The 19,653-nt window shown below is 64.7% G+C and carries 13 protein-coding genes; 11 read left to right on the top strand and 2 right to left on the bottom strand.

All coding sequences use genetic code 11. The annotated features are described in order from the left end of the window. Positions 1-51 precede the first annotated feature (51 nt). Positions 52-1,068, top strand: coding sequence for an agmatine deiminase family protein (locus D8W71_RS07855; RefSeq protein WP_121118783.1), 1,017 nt, complete (start codon positions 52-54; stop codon positions 1,066-1,068). Between the two features lie 26 nt (positions 1,069-1,094). Here D8W71_RS07855 and D8W71_RS07850 read toward each other — a convergent pair whose 3' ends face one another. Continuing rightward, the gene (locus D8W71_RS07850) at positions 1,095-1,664 is read right to left on the bottom strand and encodes a TetR/AcrR family transcriptional regulator C-terminal domain-containing protein (protein WP_121112441.1); all 570 of its coding nucleotides are present in this window, start codon (positions 1,662-1,664) and stop codon (positions 1,095-1,097) included. Between the two features lie 160 nt (positions 1,665-1,824). On the opposite strand from D8W71_RS07850, the gene D8W71_RS07845 reads away from it, so the two are divergent. From D8W71_RS07845 to D8W71_RS07815, 7 genes are all read left to right on the top strand, one after another. Then, positions 1,825-3,849: an amidase gene (locus tag D8W71_RS07845; RefSeq protein WP_121112439.1), complete on the top strand. Its 2,025-nt coding sequence runs from the start codon at positions 1,825-1,827 to the stop codon at positions 3,847-3,849. A gap of 116 nt (positions 3,850-3,965) precedes the next feature. Next, positions 3,966-5,201, top strand: a complete 1,236-nt coding sequence (locus D8W71_RS07840) for an MFS transporter (protein ID WP_121112437.1) — start codon at positions 3,966-3,968, stop codon at positions 5,199-5,201. Further along, entirely contained in the window at positions 5,198-6,856 is a 1,659-nt protein-coding gene (locus tag D8W71_RS07835) for an amidohydrolase (protein WP_121112435.1), read from the top strand. The genes D8W71_RS07840 and D8W71_RS07835 overlap by 4 nt, the downstream gene beginning before the upstream one ends. After that, positions 6,849-9,734, top strand: coding sequence for an aminotransferase (locus D8W71_RS07830; RefSeq protein WP_121112433.1), 2,886 nt, complete (start codon positions 6,849-6,851; stop codon positions 9,732-9,734). Before D8W71_RS07835 ends, D8W71_RS07830 begins: the two co-directional genes overlap by 8 nt. 60 nt (positions 9,735-9,794) lie before the next feature. Beyond that, a complete protein-coding gene (locus D8W71_RS07825) occupies positions 9,795-12,830 on the top strand; it encodes an NAD-glutamate dehydrogenase domain-containing protein (protein WP_121112431.1) in 3,036 nt (1,011 codons plus the stop codon). Between the two features lie 150 nt (positions 12,831-12,980). Continuing rightward, positions 12,981-14,570, top strand: coding sequence for an APC family permease (locus D8W71_RS07820; RefSeq protein ID WP_121112429.1), 1,590 nt, complete (start codon positions 12,981-12,983; stop codon positions 14,568-14,570). A 43-nt stretch (positions 14,571-14,613) separates the two neighbouring features. Further along, positions 14,614-15,552, top strand: a complete 939-nt coding sequence (locus tag D8W71_RS07815) for an alpha/beta hydrolase (protein WP_201265291.1) — start codon at positions 14,614-14,616, stop codon at positions 15,550-15,552. Positions 15,553-15,617: 65 nt separating this feature from the next. Here D8W71_RS07815 and D8W71_RS07810 read toward each other — a convergent pair whose 3' ends face one another. Beyond that, entirely contained in the window at positions 15,618-16,478 is an 861-nt protein-coding gene (locus D8W71_RS07810; RefSeq protein ID WP_121112427.1) for a class I SAM-dependent methyltransferase, read from the bottom strand. A gap of 63 nt (positions 16,479-16,541) precedes the next feature. Between D8W71_RS07810 and D8W71_RS07805 the strand changes: the two genes are divergently transcribed. Genes D8W71_RS07805 through D8W71_RS07795 form a run of 3 tightly spaced genes read left to right on the top strand, consistent with a single transcriptional unit; the run spans position 16,542 to position 19,653 of the window. After that, the gene (locus D8W71_RS07805) at positions 16,542-17,354 is read left to right on the top strand and encodes a class I SAM-dependent methyltransferase (protein WP_121112425.1); all 813 of its coding nucleotides are present in this window, start codon (positions 16,542-16,544) and stop codon (positions 17,352-17,354) included. Beyond that, positions 17,345-18,331 carry a phytanoyl-CoA dioxygenase family protein gene (locus D8W71_RS07800; protein ID WP_121112423.1) on the top strand — a complete coding sequence of 329 codons (987 nt, stop codon included), beginning with the start codon at positions 17,345-17,347 and terminating at the stop codon, positions 18,329-18,331. Before D8W71_RS07805 ends, D8W71_RS07800 begins: the two co-directional genes overlap by 10 nt. 53 nt (positions 18,332-18,384) lie before the next feature. Next, complete coding sequence (locus D8W71_RS07795) at positions 18,385-19,653, top strand: esterase/lipase family protein (RefSeq protein ID WP_161965421.1); 1,269 nt, start codon at positions 18,385-18,387, stop codon at positions 19,651-19,653.

The following is a 19,653-nucleotide window of genomic DNA, read 5'->3' as shown; positions in this document are numbered from 1 at the left end:
GACGCACTCCCGAGCACCACGCCAGGCGGTCGGGCCGTGACCGGGTGGCGGATGCCGGCCGAAGGCGCTCGGCACGAACGCACCTGGATGGCCTATCCCTCTGCCGGGTACTCCCTCGGCGACACGGCCGAAGAACACCACGAGGCTCGTGCCACGTGGGCCGCAGTGGCGCACGCGGTCGCCCGGTTCGAACCGGTCACCGTCGCCGTCGATCCCAACGAGGTCGAGGTCGCCCGCACTTATCTGTCGGCTGACATCGACATCGTCGAGGCGCCCCTGAACGACGCCTGGATGCGCGACATCGGACCGACATTCGTGCTGTCCGAGGGCGGCCGTCTGGGCGGCGTCGACTGGGTGTTCAACGGCTGGGGCGGACAGGACTGGGCCCGCTGGGACAAGGACTCGAAGATCGGAGCACTGGTCGTCGATGCCTCCGGGGCCGAACTGATCGACTCACCGATCGTCAACGAGGGCGGCGGTATTCAGGTCGACGGACTGGGTACCGTTCTGGTGACCGAGACAGTGCAACTCGACCCCGGCCGCAATCCCACGCTGTCCAAAGCTGATATCGAGGCAGAGCTGGCCCGGACGATCGGTGCCACCAAGGTAATTTGGCTGCCTCGTGGGCTTACTCGTGATGCCGACACCTACGGAACGCGTGGCCATGTCGACATCGTCGCCGCTATCGCATCGCCCGGCGTAGTTCTCGTACACGATCAACGCAATCCCGAACATCCCGACTACGCCGTCAGCAAGACCATCGTCGAGATTTTCGAGAACAGCACTGACGCGCGAGGCGAGAAGTGGACCATCGTGAAGGTCCCGGCTCCCGAGGTACTGCGCGACGCCGAAGGCTATGTCGATTACAGCTACATCAATCATTACGTCGTCAATGACGGCGTGATCGCCTGCAGCTTCGATGATCCCGCGGACGACGAGGCCGTCGCACTACTCTCGGCGGCCTACCCGGGCCGGACTGTCGTCACCGTCGACGCTCGTCCACTCTTCGCCCGCGGGGGCGGCATTCACTGCATCACACAGAACCAGCCGCTCGTTCAGCCGAAGTAGACACAACGGCGGGCCGGCCGCTGATGTCAGCGCGGCGGCCGTGCCGATGCGATGAGCATTTTCAGACCCAACTCGAAAGCTCGGGTCGCGATCGGATCGTCGGCATCCTCGTCTTGGAGCGTCTCGTAGGCCGCGGCCAATCGCGGAAAGCGCTCCTCCTGCCCTACCGGATCGAACACCACAGTCGGACCCGACATGTCGAGCACGCTACCCAGGATGAAGGACTCGAACGCAGTCAACAGTGGGAGCACTTCCGAGCTCGCCCACCCGACCGCCTCGGCCGCGACGGCGAAGTCTTCGTACTCCGCGAGCAGCACCGGTGAGGATGCGCGTGTCGTCATGAGCAGGGGTACCGCCCGGTGATGCCGAGCAAAGGCCAGCCGGTAGGACCTTGCCCAAGCGAGAAGGCCTTCTTCCCAGGGCAATTGGCGTAGCGGTGCCGAGTCGATTCGATTCGACACCAACGCCCGGAGGTCTTCGATCATGGCCGCGCGGTCGGCAACGTGGTTGTACAGCGAGGTGGGGTTGACGCCCAGCTTCTGTGCCACGCCTCGCATGCTGGCGCCCTCGGCGCCATGCCGGTCGACCAAGGCCAAGGCAGTCCGGGCGATGAGGTCGCGACTGAGAATTGCGCGGGATGGTCGTGCGATGGTCGTCTCCTCTCAGGCCAGCACGAGCCTACAGGCAGCATTTTCGACCGAACATCGACGCGGCCGAAGTCTTCCAAAAACCGACAGTGTGTGTTTTAGTTCAATCATGACTTCCTCCTCATTCAGCGTCGCCGAGGCCGACATCGAGTGCCTGGCCACAGCCCTCGCGGATGGCACGGTCACGAGCGTCGAGATCGTGGCGCGCTACCTGAACCGAATCGGCCACTACGACCGATCGGGAATCCTGCTCAACTCGGTCCCGGTGTTGAATCCGAATGCTTTCGAGGAAGCGCGCGCGTCGGACCGACGCCGCGCCCTCGGACAGGCTCGAGGCCCGTTGGACGGAATCCCGTACACAGCGAAGGCCAGCTACAAGGTGCGCGGCTTGCCGGTCACCGCAGGCTCGCCCGCCTATGCGGACCTCGTTGCGAACGACGACGCGTTCGCCGTGGGGCGACTGCGGGCAGCGGGAGCGATCTGCCTAGGTATGACCAACATGCCCCCGATGGCCGCCGGCGGAATGCAACGCGGACTCTACGGTCGCGCCGAGAGTCCATATTCCGCGGAGTTTCTCACGGCCGCTTTCGGGTCGGGATCGTCGAACGGCTCGGGCACGTCCACGGCGGCGAGCTTCGCCGCCTTCGGCCTGGCCGAGGAGACGTGGTCCTCCGGCCGCGCTCCCGCGTCGAACAATGCACTCGTCGCGTACACCCCGTCCCGTGGTGTGATCTCGGTGCGGGGGAACTGGCCGTTGGTCCCCACGATGGACGTCGTGGTGCCGCACGCACGCTCGGTCGACGACCTACTACGTCTGCTCGACGTCGTCGTCGCCGACGATCAGGTTGCCGAGGGCGACCTCTGGCGTCAGCAACAATGGATCGAACTACCGCAGGCTTCCGCAGTGCGGCCGGCGTCCTACGTCGATCTGCCCCCGTTACCGCTGAAGGGCCTCCGACTGGCTGTACCCCGCCTCTACATCAACGGCGACCCCGCCAGCGCCAATCCGATCCACACTCGCGCATCCGTGATGTCGCTCTGGCAGCACATGCGTGACGATCTCGAGGCCGCAGGCGCGGAGGTCGTCGAGACCGACTTCCCTGTCGTGGAGAACTACGAAGGTCTGCATCCCGAGTCTCGGACCATGGTCGACCGCGGCTTCGTTCCCCCCGAGTTCCTCGAACGAGAATTGGACGAGCTGTCCATCTGGGCATTGGACAGCTTTCTGGCCGCGAACGCTCAGCCCGGCCTCAGCCGCTTGGCCGATACAGACCCCGCCCTCATTTTTCCCCACCCCACCGGTGCGCTGCCCGATCAGTACGGCGTCCTCCCCTTCGACGTTGCCTACGACCTTGCGGACTACGTCCCGCGAGCGGCGGCCGGAGTGACGCCCTTCGACCACATTTCGTATGTGGAGGCGGGGATGCGCGGACTGGAGGAGACCCGGCGCGTCGACTTCGAGAATTGGCTGCAGACCAACGGATTCGATGCAGTCGTCTTTCCTGCTGCTGCAGACGTGGGCCCCGCCGACGCCGACGTGGACGCTTCCGCCGCCGCGATTGCCTGGAACAACGGAGTGTGGGTGTCCAACGGCAACCTCGTTCCCCGCCACCTCGGGATCCCCACCGTCACAGTCCCGATGGGCATAATGGAGGACAGTGCAATGCCGGTCGGTCTGACACTGGCCGGTGCCGCGTATTCGGACTCCACGCTGTTGCGTCTGGCCCGGTCGGTCGAAGCAACCGGGGTTCGAAGGCCTGCCCCGGCACGCACCCCCGTACTGCCGGACGAGCAGATCTTCGCGCACCCCGGCACGGCCGCGGAAGGCGATCTCTCCGTTGCCATCGGCGATGTACTACTCAGACCCGGTCCGGCAGGCGACGAACTCGGCTTCGTCGTCGAGGTCACCGACGGTCCCGCCGAGGAAATTCAGGCGTTCGTCGACGGAGTGCGCGTACCGCTCCGGACGACGGGAGGCGTTGTGAGCGGGTCCGTTTCGGTACCGGAGGGCGCCCACAGCGCGGCACACAGCGAATGGCGGACTCCATACGGGCCGCTCATCGTCGTCGTCGCGCGTTCCGCACAGGGCGGGGTGTCCGGAGCACTCGCAACGACCGACGGATCACCGCTGTAGCGAGTACAGCGGAAGTCGCTCCCAAAATCATCCGCCGAAGGGCCTGCAACTCTAAAACATACGGTGTATGTTTTAGAGCATTCGGGCCTTCCGCGCCCGCCGAAGCGAGGTAGTTCATGACGATCCCCTTCACGCCCGACAGCACCCGACTGCCGTTGAACACCCGGCGCGCAACATCGGTTTTCGGGATGTCCGTACTCGGGCTGCTGACCGCGAATCTGTTGCCCTTCATGGTGATCGCGCTACAGGATTCGCTCGGCGTCAGCGTCGGCGAAGCCGGAACCATCATGACGGGATCGCTGCTGGCGACCGCCCTCGTCTGTATCGCCGTCACCCGCCTTGCGGAAGGGCACCGACGAATGGTGGTAGCCCGGGCCGGTCTCGTCGTGACCGCAGTGGGTTTCGCCCTCGCGGCGCTGCCCCTAGGCGCGTTCACGACGATCGCCGGGGTGATCGTGGGCGGCGCTGGAGCCGGTGGCGCATTGGCCGCAAGCGGGGCGGCCCTTGCCGCACTGCGTAACCCCAACCGCATGTCCGCGGCCAGCGGGCTCGTCAACCGTGCGGTGGTAACCGTTGTGCTCGCGATAATCCCCCTCGTGGGGGTCACGTTGGGAAGCGTGTACGGATTCGTCGCCGGTCTTGCGATCGTACTGCTGGTGACATCCCGATGGCTCCCCGCAGCACCGATCGTCGACAAGCCCTACCTGGTTCGCCAGGCCACTTCCGCTCCAGCTGACAACCGAGACACCACCATTGCCGGAATTGCCTTGCTGGCGATGTATGCGGTGTGGGCGATCAGCGAGGACTCGCTTTGGGCGATCGCGGGCACCATGGGAACCGACAATGCACAGCTCACCGACACCTCCCTGGGCGTCGTACTCAGCGCCTCCAGCGCCGGAGGCTTCGTTGCCGCACTCGCGTTGATCCTCCTCGGCGACCGATTGGGCCGCGCGCTTCCGTTGGCCGTCCTCCTCGTTCTCGGCGGAGCCCTCAAACTCGGCACGTCGCTCGCGACCGATCCCACCGTGTACGGCGTGCTTCTGGTCACTTGGAACTCGGTGTACCTGGCCGCCTTCTTGCTGTTCATCGCCACGGCAGCCGCATTGGACGCCAACGGCCGGTTCTCCGGCCCCTCGCTCGGGGTGTACCTCGTCGGTACCAGCTTTGCACCCGTGTTCGGCGGCTGGCTGGTCGAGGCCTTCGGGTACAGCACATTCGGCTGGGTCGTCGGGGCTATGAGCTGGGCGCTCGTCCTCCCGGTCGTGCTGGTCGCGAGACTGTCCACCCGAATCGAACACGCGGAAAGCGCCACACGTCAGTCGGTTTCGCAACAGCAGGAGACACATCGATGACTACCGACACCGTACGAACCGCACTGGTGCACGCCAGGATCATCAGTTCCTCCGGTTCCCTGGAGGCAGTGGCCGACGGCGCAATCGAGGAAGCGGACTGCGTAGTGATCGAGGGTGACCGTATCGCCGAGGTGCACTCGGTCGACGCTGCGCGCAATCCGACCGCCGATCTCACGATGGATCTCGAAGGACGGTTCGTCGTCCCCGGATTCGTCGACTCGCACGTGCACCTGTTGTGGCTCGGCGCTGGGCTGAGCAGCGTCGCCCTTACCGACGCAGGCGAGCTCACAGAGATTCAGCAGCGCCTGCGAGACGCACGAAGGGCACTAGGCGCCGACGCGACCATGCTGCGCGGCCGAGGATGGCTTTTCGACGCCGTCGACGGTGAACCCACCGCAGCCATGATCGACGAGGCGGTCTCCGACATCCCGGTCTTCCTCGACTCCAACGACATGCACTCGATCTGGGTCAACAGCGCGGCACTGAAGGCAATGGGGCTCGACGCGTCGACGGCGGATCCGGCCGGTGGTCGGCTGTCTCGTCTGCCGGACGGCTCTCCTGCCGGGATGCTCTACGAGCGGGCCGCTCACGACCTGGGCTGGGCGTACCTTTCCTCCGTCACTTCGGACCAGGATAGGGAGGGACACATTGGCCGTGCGCTCGAGACCTTCGCCGCCGCCGGCGTCACCTCGGTCGTCGACATGGGGATGGACGAAGACGGTTGGCGAGCCCTGCTCGGGTACGCGAAACGCCTCGGCGGACGTCTGCCCGTGCGCGTGTCAGCGCATTGGCTCGTTGTCGACGCAGGCGATCGAGCCGCCAATCTCGCTCAGGTGGAACGGGTTCTGAAGCTGTGCGGCGATCCGACGCCCTGGCTCGAACTCGTAGGCATCAAGCTCGTACTCGACGGCGTTATCGACGCGTGCACCGCCGCGATGTCCTACCCCTACGCCGATGGATCGAACGGTGATCTGCTGTGGAGTCCCGAGGCCCTTCTTCCCGTTCTCGTGGCCGCCGACGCTGCTCGACTGCGTCTGGCCATCCATGCGATCGGCGATCTGGCCAGTGACATGGCCCTTGACGTCCTCGAAGAGGTAATTCGAGTGAATCCGCAGTGGGACAGGCGACCACGGCTCGAACACCTGGAAGTCGTCAGCGATCTGACACCGGCCCGGATGGCGCGGCTGGGAATCACCGCATCGGTTCAGCCTGTGCACTCCGATCCCGCCATTCAACCGAACTGGCGCGCTCAACTGGGCGACGACCGGGTCGAGCGGGGTTACCCGTGGACCGAGTTCACTGCGGCAGGGGCTCGCCTGGCATTCGGAACCGATGCACCGACAGCACCCCATGAAGCGTTGACGAATCTCTACATCGCCACCACGCGACGCTCGGCCACCGACCACTCTCTGCCTCCGAACGAGCCGCGGTTCACCGTGTCTGTCGACGCCGCACTCCGCCACGCCACGTTCGATTCCGCGGCCTCGTTCGACGCCGATTTGCGGATCGGTCGGGTGCGATCGGGCATGTTCGCCGACCTCGTGGTGTTGGACGGCGACTTCCTCGGCGGCAATCTCCTACAAGTATCCGTGGTGCGCACCATCGTCGGCGGCGTCACCGTTTTCGAGAAAGAGCAGATCGAAACCCATGGCTGACAGAGTGTTCGACTTCTTCGCGCAGCCCGAGCTGCCCACCCCGACACTCGACGTCGACGAGGTTCGGCAACTGATGTACGAGACCTTCGGGCTGACGTGCGCTGTTACCGAACTCGGCAGCCAGCAGGATCAGAACTTCGTGGTCCGGGACCTCGACAGTTCCGCACCGGTCGGCGTCCTCAAACTCAGTAACCCTGTCTTCAGCGAGTCCGAGATCGAACTGCAGGATCTTGCCGCTCGAATCGTTGCCGAACGGGAGCCGACGTTGCGGACTCCGCAGGTGGTCGCCGGTCCCCGCGGACCGATGTCTGCGTGGTGGGACACCTCCCAGGGACGCATCCACGGCCGCATGATCGAATTCATCTCGGGCACAACACTGATGGGTTCGAGCTACCTATCCCCCGCGACGGTGGCACGAATGGGCGAGCTCGCCGGCAAGGTGAGCGTGGCACTCTCCGAGGTCGACCACCCCGCTTCGGGCCGGGTGCTGCAATGGGACCTGCGCTACGCGGACCGCGTCATCGCCACGCTACTGCCCGACGAGCCGGACGTCGACGTCAGCCGCTTCATCGCTGCCGCCACGGAGTCGGCCGGCCGACAGTTGAATACGGTCGCGTCGGCTCTGCCTCGTCAGCTCGGCCACTTCGACATCACCGACGACAACGTTCTCGCGGCGACTACACCCGGGTCGCTACCCGACGCCGTCATCGATTTCGGCGACGTCAGCGAGTCGTGGGCGGTCAACGAGATCGCGGTGACCGTCTCCTCGTTGCTGCACCACGACGGTTTCACTCCGGTCGATGCCATGCCCGCCATCCGTGCGTTCCATTCGGCACGTCCGCTGAGCGAGGGCGAGATCGACGCACTCTGGCCGCTCGTCGTCCTCCGCGGAGTAGTCCTGGTCCTCAGCGGTCGTCAGCAAGTTCGGCTCGACGCCGGCAATTCGTACGCCGACGCCGCACTTGACCGCGAATTTCGGATCCTCCGCCAGGCAGTGTCGGTGCCCTGTGCCGTCATGACCGAAACCATTCGGTGCGCACTGGGTTTCGCTCCTCGATCACGGCCGACATGGCGAGGAACGCCCTTGATCGGCGGTGTGGCCGACGCGGTGACCATCGACGCGAGTACCACCTCGACTATCAACGACGAGGGGTGCTGGCTGGACCAGCAGACCCTCGAGGACGCTGCATTCACGGCTCTGGACGCGGGCGCTCCCGCCGTGGTGGTACCGGCGTGGTCCGCTCGACTGACCGGTGCCCCCAGCCGTACTCCCGCCGAACCTGCCACCGTCTCCACCGCCCTGACGCTCTGGCTCGCCCAGGACACCGCTCTCGACTTGCCTGCGGACGGGGTGATCACTCAGGACGACAACGGCATCACCGTCATGTCGGGGGAAGACCTCATCCACTTCGTCGGCATGCCCGTCTCGGCGAATACCGTTGTGCTGCCTGGACGTACACCGATCGACATTCAGCTCACGCGAGCGGGGTCGGAGGCAGTGCCACTGCGCGTGGAACCGTCGTACGCCCGTGGTTGGTTCGTACTCGCCGGTGACCCTGCGCCGATTCTCGGGCTGCCTGCAACGATCGTCGACGCAGACGACGACACTCTGGAGCGCCGCGAACGGCTGCTAGCAGAGGTGCAGGAGCACTACTACGCGGATCCACCACGCATCGAGCGGGGTTGGCGTGAGTACCTCGTAGATGTCGATGGTCGGGTCTACCTCGACATGGTCAACAATGTCGCGTCCGTCGGCCATGCCCACCCGAAGGTGGTGGCGGCCGCCCATCGACAGATGCACCTGCTCAACACCAACTCGCGCTTCAATTATCGCGCGATCACCGAGTTCGCGGAACGAATCACTGCGACACTTCCCGACGAACTCGACACCGTGTTCTTCGTGAACTCCGGTTCGGAGGCAACCGATCTGGCCATCCGAATCGCGATGGCCGCGACCGGACGGACCGATATCGTGGCCATGAGGGAGGCCTACCACGGGTGGACCTTCGCCAGCGACGCCGTGTCGACCTCGATAGCCGACAACCCCAATGCCCTGGCCACCCGACCGGACTGGGTACATACCGTCGACGCAGCGAACTCGTACCGCGGACTGCACCGAGGTGATGACGCCGCCCGATACGCCCCCGAGGCCGTGCAGTTCATCGACGATCTGGCCGCGGCAGGAACGCTGCCCGCCGGGTTCATCTGCGAGTCCTATTTCGGTAATGCCGGAGGTGTCGCGCTTCCCGACGGCTACCTTCAGCAGGTGTACGCCGCGATCCGCAAGCACGGAGGCGTCACGATCTCCGATGAAGTGCAGGTGGGGTACGGCCGACTCGGCGAATGGTTCTGGGGGTTCGAGCAGCAGAAGGCCATTCCCGACGTTGTGGCAGTTGCGAAATCCATCGGTAGCGGCCAACCCGTCGGCGTCGTCGTCACGACCAGAAAGATCGCCGATCGCTACCGCACCGGCGGCTACTTCTTCTCGTCCACGGGCGGGTCCCCGGTGTCGTCGATGATCGGCCTCGCCGTGCTCGACGTAATCCAACAGGAAGGCCTGCAGGAGAACGCCCGCGAGGTGGGCGGCCACCTGAAGTCTCGACTACAGGCGCTCGCTACCGAGCACCCCATCGTGGGCACGGTGCACGGCTCGGGTCTGTATCTGGGACTCGAGTTCATCCGCGACCACACCACACTCGAACCCGCCACCGAGGAAACCGAGGCCATCTGCAATCGGCTGCTCGAATTGGGAGTCGTCATGCAACCCACCGGTGACTTCCAGAACGTGCTCAAGATCAAACCACCGCTGTGTGTTTCGAAGGATTCGGTCGACTACTTCGTCGACTCGTTGGACAGAGTCCTGACGACCGGTTGGTGATCAACCGGCCCGACTGGGTCCGCGTTGGACCGATCACACACCTCACAGAAAGGGCGTTCGATGCCGAACGCGACCACGGTCACTGCCCGAAAAATGCAGTTCGACGGCCGGAATTCATGCATCATCACGTGGCCTGAGGGCGAGCCTTCGCTGGCCGAACTCACCGAGAGCTTCGCGGATCTGGGCCTGCGGCCTCTGACACACCGGCCGTTGCCACCCGCCGGCGGGTCCTCCGGATCGATGCACATGTTCACCTTCGAACCTGTTTCCTTCCCCGATACGGCGTTGACGAAGCTGGCGGCGGCGTTCGACGCGAAGGCTGCAGGCGAGACACAGCTCGACATCTACTCCCGCCTCATCGCGACCGCAGACGTCGGCTGGCGAGAAGCCGCGCTGATCCGTGCGTTGTGCCGCTTCCTGCTCCAGGCCGACATCGGTTTCTCCGAGAACTACATCGTCGATACCCTCGAGCAGCAGCCCGCGTTCGTCGCCGGCCTCATCGCTCTGTTCGCCTCAAGGTTCGATCCGATCACCGTCGACCGAGACCGGACCACGGCTGCCGCGCTCACCGCAGTGGACACGCACGTGGACGAAGCACGAACACTCGATCAGGATCGAATCCTGCGCGCCCTCAGATCTTTTGTCCTCGCCACGCTGCGCACCAACTGGTATCAGCGCGACGACCTCGGGCGCGTCAAACCGTGGGCATCCTTCAAACTGGATTCGAGACTGCTCACCGCGACAGGGCCAGTCGTGCCGTTCCGCGAGATATACGTCCATGCCCGCCACGTCGAGGGTGTGCACTTGCGCAGCTCCCTCGTTGCTCGCGGCGGCCTTCGATGGTCGGACCGCCCCGAGGATTTCCGTACCGAGGCGCTGAGCCTGATGAAGACTCAGAGCGTCAAGAATGCGCCGATCGTCCCGGGCGGGGCCAAGGGCGCATTCGTGACGATCGGACCCGGGGAGGATCGCGACACTGCCGCCGTCCGAGCGTATTCGACATTCGTACGAGGGATTCTGGACGTCACCGACAACATCGTCGACGGGCAAATTGTACGGCCCCCGAACACGATCGCATACGACGACGAGGACGCGTACCTCGTAGTGGCCGCAGACAAAGGCACCGCAAGTTTCTCCGACACTGCGAACGCCATTGCGCGTGAATATCGATACTGGCTCGGTGACGCCTTCGCATCGGGAGGATCCGTCGGCTACGACCACAAAGCCATGGGCATCACTGCTCGGGGAGCCTGGGTGGCCGTGCGGCGACACTTCCTCGAACGAGATCTCGACGTCGACACGGACGAATTCGACGTCGTCGGCATCGGAGACATGTCCGGAGACGTGTTCGGGAACGGAATGCTGTTGTCTCGCAGCATCAAGCTCGTTGCGGCGTTCGATCATCGCCACATCTTCATCGATCCGTTGCCGAATGCCGAACGCTCGTTCGTCGAGCGCAGAAGACTCTTCGACCTGCCACGATCGACCTGGTCCGATTACGACCGAGAATTGATTTCGGAGGGCGGCGGCGTCTGGCCCCGTACCGCCAAATCGATCACACTGTCCGGTCCCGCTCGCGCGGCATTGGGGATCGACGACACGACGCTGACTCCTCACGACTTGATCAAAGCCATTCTGTGTGCGCCGGTGGACCTACTGTGGAACGGTGGCGTCGGCACTTACGTCCGAGCCTCCGACGAGAGCAACGCCGACGCAGCCGATCCGGCGAACGATGCTGTGCGAGTAGCTGCAGCCGCGCTGCGTACAACGGTCGTCGGCGAGGGCGGCAATCTCGGCTTCACTCAACGGGCACGTATCGAATATGCAACGCGCGGCGGTCGAATCAACGCGGACTTCATCGACAACGCGGCGGGCGTTGCCACCTCGGATCTCGAAGTCAATCTCAAGATCTCGCTCGGCACCGTAGCGAACGACGAGCGGGACACGCTACTGTCCTCCGTCACCGACGAGGTCGCCGAAGCGGTGCTGCGCTCGAGCCGCGACCAAACTCTGGCGATCAGCGTGGCCGAGCGTCGCGCACCATCGCTACTCGACCAGCACGACCGCCTCATCGAAGACCTCTGCGCCACTGGAGTTCTGGACCGACACTCGGAGGTACTCCCGGACGAGACGACACTCGCCGCGCGGGCCGCGGCCGGTCTGGGACTGGTGCGGCCGGAAGTTGCGGTCCTGGTGGCACAGTCGAAGAACATACTGGCATCCGAGCTACTCGCATCCAGCGTTCCCGAGAACGTGATCTTCTCCGGACGGCTGGCGGAGTACTTCCCGGAATCGGTTCGAAATGCCGCCGGCGACAGCCTCGTCCAGCATCGACTCGGTCGTGAGATCGCGGCCACGTCCATCGCAGACGAGCTCGTGAACCGTCTCGGTCCCGGAGTGTTCTACAGATTGGAGGAGAGACTCGGGGTCAAGAGTCCGCTCGGAGCGCTTGCCTACGGCCTGGTGTGCGCCGTGCTACCGACGGACCAGCTTCGCGACGACATCCTCGCTTCCGGGCTTCCTGCGTCGGACATGTTGGACTCGATGGTCAAACTTCAGCAGCTCATCGAGTCCGAAATGGTGTGGGTATTGCGGCGTCCCGGCGTGACGAGGCGGCTCGCCATCGATTCGAGCGCAGATATTGCCCGTTGGCGGCCGCCGGTGACCGTTCTCGCCGCATCCGATTCGGTTCAGGGCAGAATCGAGTCACTGTTCGGTGCGCTCGGACTGGCGGACGCCGCGATCCAGGGAAACACGTCGGTGGAACTCGTGTCGAAAGTTCACCACGATCTGGCGCGCCGTCTCGATCTCACGTCCCTCCTCGTAGGCACCGGCGACACCGCGTCCACGTCGCATTGGGACATGATGGGCTGCGCATCGGTTCACGCACGCATCGGCGATACGTTCTCGGAGCTGGTCGGCCAGGTGTTGGACAACTTCTCCGATTCCCCGGAGCCCGTATCGATGTGGCTGACCGAAAACTCCGACAGAGCATCTCGTTTCACCGCATCGATGTCTCGATCGAGGCGAGGCGGCACCGTCGATTTAGCGCACATGTGTGCCGTCGAGGCGGAGCTGGAACTGCTCGTGCGCTGACAACTGTTCACCGTCCACGTGCCCGGCATCGTTCTCGCTCGTGCACGACCTGGTCATGGCGGGTTGGAGTCGACTCGCGCAACCTCGTCAACTGGTGATCGTACCCAAGCAGGACTTCGAATCACGAAGCGAACGAACGAAGGATCAGATATGACGAGCACTGCAAGCGGGCCGGTCGATCCGACGAGTACCGTGAGCGCCAAAGGCCTTGCTACAGGCACTGTCGGCACTATTTCCGGAGCTATTCTGGGGATTTCGTCGGTGGCGCCGGGGTGCACCCTGACCGCCAGTATCGGGCTGATCGTGGCGGCCGTTGGCCTGAAGATGCCCGCTATATTCATCGCGGGTTTCATTCCGATGTTCCTCACCGCGTATGCGTACCGCGAACTGAATTCGGCGTCACCGGACTGCGGCGCGTCGTTCACCTGGTCGACGAAGGCGTTCGGGCCGTACGTCGGGTGGATGTGTGGGTGGGGCATGGTGATCGCCACGATCATCGTGTTGTCCAACCTTGCTGCGATCGGCGTCCAGTTCTTCTACTTGTTCATTGCAAATCTGTTCGAAAGTCCATCCATTGCAGACCTTCCCGGCAACAAACTGGTCAACGTCGGCACTACGTTAGTGTTTCTCGGTATCGCGACGTGGGTCGCCAGTCGAGGAATCACGACAAGCGAGAAGTTGCAGGTCGCACTCGTCGGTTTTCAGATGATTCTGCTTGCCGTCTTCGCCGTAGTTGCCCTCGTCGAAGTCGGCGCGGGCGACTCCCCGGCCGGACTGACCTTCGATCTCGATTGGTTCGATCCGTTCACCGGAGTGACTGCCGGTGCATTCGTGATCGGTCTGACGGGGTCGATCTTCGCCTTCTGGGGTTGGGACACCTGCCTGACGCTGGGCGAGGAATCCAAGGACCCGAAGAGAACGCCCGGCCGCGCTGGACTGCTCTGTGTATTGACGGTTCTCCTCACGTACTTGCTCGTGTCGGTCGCCGCGATGATGTACGCGGGAGTGGGCGACACCGGCCTCGGACTCGGAAACCCCGACAACTCGGAGAACGTGTTCGGCGCGCTTGCCGACCCGGTTCTCGGTAAGTGGGGCGGGCTGATGCTGTTCCTCGCCGTGTTCGTTTCCTCGGTGGCAAGCCTGCAAACCACGTTCCTCCCCGCAGCGCGCACGATGCTCGCTATGGGTGTGTACGGCGCGTTCCCGAAAAAGTTCGCAGAGGTGTCCCCCCGTTTTCTCGTGCCGTCGTACGCCACACTCGTTGCAGGTGTCGTGACCGCAGTGTTCTACACCGTGGTGACCTTCCTCTCCGAACGAATACTGATCGATACCATTGCGGCGCTGGGCATCATGATCTGCTGGTACTACGGCATCACGGCGTTCGCCTGCATCTGGTATTTCCGCGGTGAACTGTTCGACAGCGTGCGCAACACATTCTTCCGTTTCGTGTTCCCCCTGATAGGCGGTCTGATACTCCTTGCCGTATTCGTCTTCTCCTTGGACGAAAGCATGGACCCGGACAATGCCAGCGGAGCGTCCATCGGCGGGATCGGATTGGTGTTCTTCCTGGGATTCGGCGTGCTGCTCTTCGGCGCTGTCCTGATGATCGTGATGAGATTCCGCAGTCCGGCGTTCTTCCACGGCAAAACGCTGGATCGGGACACCACGGCTCTACGGCACGAGGGCGACCTCTCCGATCTGCAACCACCGACGACGCTGGACTCGCACCGAGCCGACTGACCTGTTCTCGAAGCCGACTCGACAACCGACAGGAGACCAGACGATGGCTATTGCGCTCGACAGTGAGGTGGAGGCGGCGCTGCACTCCGCCGTCGCCGCGGCGGGCGTTCCGATCGCAACCGAGCGAGGCGATGTCGCGACGCTGCGCGCTGTCGTCGACGCCACGCTCGCCATCGACCACGGCGCACTTCCGGACAGCACTTCTGTGAGCAGAGCGGATTTCGTGGTCGAAGCGGACGACGGATGCGCTGTCGCCATTCGCTGGTACCTGCCGGACAACAGGGTGAGCAGCAGTGCAGTCGTCTACGCGCACGGAGGTGGAATGATAAGCGGCTCGCTCGAACTGTACGACAAGGTCGTCGCTCATTATGCCCAGCTCACCGGCGTGGCCTTTCTCTCCGTCGACTATCGTCTCGCGCCGGAGGTGACCGGCGATACTCCTGTGAAAGATGTCTACGCCGCGCTCACCTGGCTGGTGCTCGAGGCAGACAATCTAGGAGTCGACCCCGAACACATCGCGATCATGGGCGACAGCGCCGGAGCCGGTCTGGCGGCGGGGGCCGCAATCCTCGCACGGGACAACGGCATTGCGTTGGCTCGACAAATCCTGATCTATCCCATGCTCGATTGTCGCACTCTCGTACCGGATCCTCATTTGAGCGCGACCGCGACATGGACGTACGACGACAACTACACCGGATGGAACGCGTTGCTACCCGAGGGAGTACAGGTGTCGTCGCTCTCCTCTCCCTCGCAGCTCGACGACTTCTCGGATTTGGCGCCGACGTTCATCGACGTCGGAGACCTCGACATCTTTCGGGACGAATGCATCGACTACGCGCTGCGCTTACTTCGTGCCGGAGTGTCGTGCGAACTGCACGTGAGAACGGGTGCCCCGCACGCCTTCGAGTGGATCGCGCCCGACGCGGCGATGAGTCGTCGGTCCACCGAAGATCGTCTGCGTGTCATCGAGGCGGTCTGACGGACTTGCTTGCTGCGGACGGGTCTCTCACCGAGCTGGTGCAAAATTGTTGCCCGGGAGTGAGGTCAGCGACGAGTCGCGCTGAATACGTCCACCGGGTGCGGGACTCGAAGGCGGCCGTCGGCACCGGGCACCGACACGGCTGCGAGGTAGGCCCGCACTGGCTCGCGCAGCTCGGGGGTCAGCCGGGCCTGCACCGCGAAGTCCAGCACTTCGGTGCTCGCGGCGGAGAGGTCGACCAGCGCATCGAGAGTGACCGTGTCGTCGAGGTCGATCGCAGCGTCGACGAACGCTTTTTCCACGTCGGCGCTGAACCATTGCCGATGGCCCTGCAGCGGAGGGGCAAGGACTTCGACGAGCGCGTTGAGCGCGGCGGTCGGCGCAATCGCCACCCACAGCTGACCTCCGGGTCGTAGCAGGCCGAGCGCGGCACGCAGCGTTGCTCGTAAGTCTGCGACGTAGTACATCGAGTGCACGAACGTCACGACGTCGAAAGCCTCGTCGATGGGTGCGTCGTCGAACGACGCGACGTATGCGCGAGCGTCGAGTTCGGTGGCCTCGAGCGCCGCCATCCTGGCCGTGAAGAGCTCGGCGCTGCCGATCCAGGGGTCGATGCCGACGTACCGAACCGGGCGGCGCGGGACCCGCTGCACCAGACCCGCTGCGAGCCGGGCATCGAGCGAGCCGTCTCCGCAACCCACCGACAGTACCGAGAGCGGCCCGTTCCCCATCCTGGCCAGCCGATCTGCGAAGTGCGTGGCGATCAGACCGCGCTGATCGGAGAGCATCTCGAAGGTGGCGTGGTGCTCGGCGTAGGACTCGGGCGGCAGGCCCGCCAGTGCCTCGGCCCCGCGCCGCATCGCCCGCAATCCATCGATGAGCACGACGGCAGTGTCGGTCGGCGAATTCGGAGCTATGTTGGACATTGGACCGAGTCAACCACGGCGCCCCGGCCGGTGCGTCGTAGTCGGCTTCCTAGGAGGAATCTCGTGAGCAGCGGAGACACAGCCGAACGCAGTCTCGAGCACTGGAGCGAGGCGGGCCGCACGGGCATGGAGGCGTTCTACGCCCTGGCCACCGAGGACTATCACCAGCTGGCGTTGGCAGCCGATTGGCCGACGCTACTCGCCGGCCAGGCCCACGAGAACTGGTCGCTCCTCGACGTAGCCTGCGGCAGCGGCAAATTCCCCACTGCGCTCCGCCGTTACACAGACCTCTCCGCGGTACCCGAAGTGGCCTACGACTTGCTCGACCCGTCGGAATTCTCGGTGGCCGAGGCACGCGGAGCTCTAGGTGCGCCGTTCGTCGCCCGGAACGATTTGGTGATGACGCTGCAGGATCTGCCGAGCGATCACGTCGGCTACGACGTCGTCTGGGCCACCCACGCGCTCTATGCCCTTCCTCCCGCCGAGTTGGACGCCGCAGCCGAAAGATTCGTGGCCGCACTGGCTCCCGGCGGTCTCGGCCTGGTGGCGCAGGCTACGGAAGCCTCCCACTACATCGCGTTCTACGACGCCTTCCGCACCGGCGTCCGTGAAGCAACGCCGTACACGACGGCCGAGCAGGTGCGCGACGCGCTGATCCGCGCGGGTGCAGAGGTGCGCGATCAGCGCGTCTCGTACACCACCGGAACGACCGATCGCGCTGTCGCCGAAGGCTTTCTGCAGCGGTGCGCCTTCGACGACTCGGTGTCCCTCGACGAGATGGAGGCGGCACCCGTGCTGGGCGACTACCTCGCTTCGTGCCGTGACGCGTCCGGTTCCTACACTTTCTCGCACGAGGCGGCGCTGCTGTGGCTCTGAACGACCCTTCCACCAATGAGCTTCTCCCCGAACGTAATCGCGAGGGCGGAATCGACCAGGACTGGGCGGGAAACGATCAGGACTGGTGGGACTGGTACGTCACCCTGGCCGCCAACGACGCGGCGCCCGCAGAACTGGTAGACGGCCCTGGCCTGCCGAACATCGGGGCTGCCACGGACGAACAGGTCGAGCGTGAACTCGCCGAGCCCTACGATCTCGACCCTGCCGCTGTCGACGCATTCGCGCGGAACGCCTTCGTGCGGCTGCCCGCGGTGTTCTCTCCTGCCGTTGTACGACGCCTCGCCGAGCGGCTCGACGAGCTGCTGCGCGCCGAGCACGGAGACGACGTCGCCGGCCGGTTCACCGCGCTCGAGCAGATGTGGCTCCACGACGAACTGATGCGTGCCGTGGCGCTGTCACCCCGAATCGGCGGTCTGGCCGCGGCTCTTCTCGACGTGCCCGGTGTTCGGCTCTATCACGACAATGCGCTGTCCAAGGAGCCCGGCTGCGGACGTACGCCGTGGCACCACGACGCCGAGCACTTCCCGTTGCAGACCACCGACGCCGTCACCGCCTGGATGCCGATGTCGGCCATTCCGGGCCGGATGGGTCCACTGTCCTTCGCGCGCGGACGGGACGTGCTGAGCGAGGTCGCCGACCTGAAATTCGACAAGGTAGGAACCTCGTACGACGAGGCAGTCACCCAGCGCTTCGTCGCGCGCAATGTCGCGGTGGAGTCCGAGCCGTTCGCGGTGGGTGACGTGTCCTTCCACTCCGCGCTGTGCTTTCACACCGCAGGACCGAACCGGACGACACAGCCTCGGCGGGCACTGGCCACCACCTACTTCGCCGACGGGACCCGCGTCGTGGAGTCGCCGACTCTGATCAGCGGCACGTGGCGCGAGTTCCTCCCCGGCATCGAGCCCGGCGGGCTCGCAAACTCCGAGCTCAACCCGGTGGTCGGCCGCCTGGACTGAGCCGGCCTGCTGCAGCGACAGCAGTTTCAGTGGACATGCGTACACTGAAACTCGTGGGGAAGAAATCTCAGCGCACACAAGAGTTGGGTGAGCTCGGCGAGCTCACGCTGCGCGAGTTGGCTTCGGCTGCGGGCGGTGTGCGCGCAGTCCACTCGGCCATCGCACGACGCACGTTCGCTGCCGTGCGGCGCGGCATCGGCCCCTCCGTCCTGCCGACACAGCTCATGCACGACGCCATCGCCGCCGGAACGTATGCGAGCATCGCGGCGGCCTGCACCGGCGCAGCCAAGACGGTCGGCGCACTGACCCGAAGCGACGACATGTCCGAGGACGACACGCGGCGCGCACCCTCACACACCAGCCGCGGCGCGCAGACCATCGCCGTTCTGAACGGTCTCATCGGCGACGACATGGAGAAAACAGCACGGGTCCTGGCCCATCCGATGTCGATTCGCGTCGACGGACGCCCTGTCCCCCTGAAGTACCGCGCGCTGGCCGCGGGGTTTCCCACCGCAGGGGCGCACCTCGTGGTGTTCCTCCATGGGCTGGTCGAAACCGAATCGGCCTGGCGGCTCGGTGGGCGGCCCACGTATGGGGAGCGGTTGGATTCGGAAGCCGGAACAACCTCGATCTTTTTGCGCTATAACACCGGACGGCGCATTGCGGCGAACGGTGCCGACCTGTCGGACTTGCTCGAGCAGCTCCTACCGGCCTGGCCCGTCAGGGTCCACCGAGTCACACTGGTCGGACACTCCATGGGTGGGCTGGTCTCACGCAGCGCCGCTCACCACGCAGCCGAGAGCGGTCGCCGATGGGTCGACCTGCTGACGGACGTATTCACGCTCGGGACACCACATCTGGGTGCGCCACTTGCTCACGGTGTGCATGTCGCCGCAGCCGCGATGGCGCTCGCGCCCGAGACCCGGCCGTTCGCCAATCTGTTGGCGCGTCGCAGTGCCGGAATCCGCGACCTGATCCACGGATCCATCACCGACGACGATGGCCATGCTCGCTACGCCGACAGCTTCGATGTCGGTGCAGCCATGGATATCTCGGTCCCCGACAAGGTGCGTCATCACCACGCATCCGCGGTCGTCACCGGAAATCCGCGTAACCCGGTCGGAGTGTTCGTGGGCGACGGGCTGGTTCGCACCGACAGCGCAGGCGGTCTGAACAAACTGCGCAACATCGGACTTCAGCCCGATGACGGTCTGGCGATCAACAGTGCGCACCACTTCACCCTCCTCAACGACGAGAGGGTGTACGGCTGGATGCGGCGCACCTTGGTCGGCAGAGATTCCGATCTCGGCCCGGCGTTCTGA

The sequence above is a fragment of the Rhodococcus sp. P1Y genome (genome assembly GCF_003641205.1).
Taxonomy (GTDB): Bacteria; Actinomycetota; Actinomycetes; order Mycobacteriales; family Mycobacteriaceae; genus Rhodococcoides.
The sequence above is the reverse complement of the archived record's forward strand: the minus strand, read 5'-3'. Positions and strand labels throughout refer to the sequence as shown.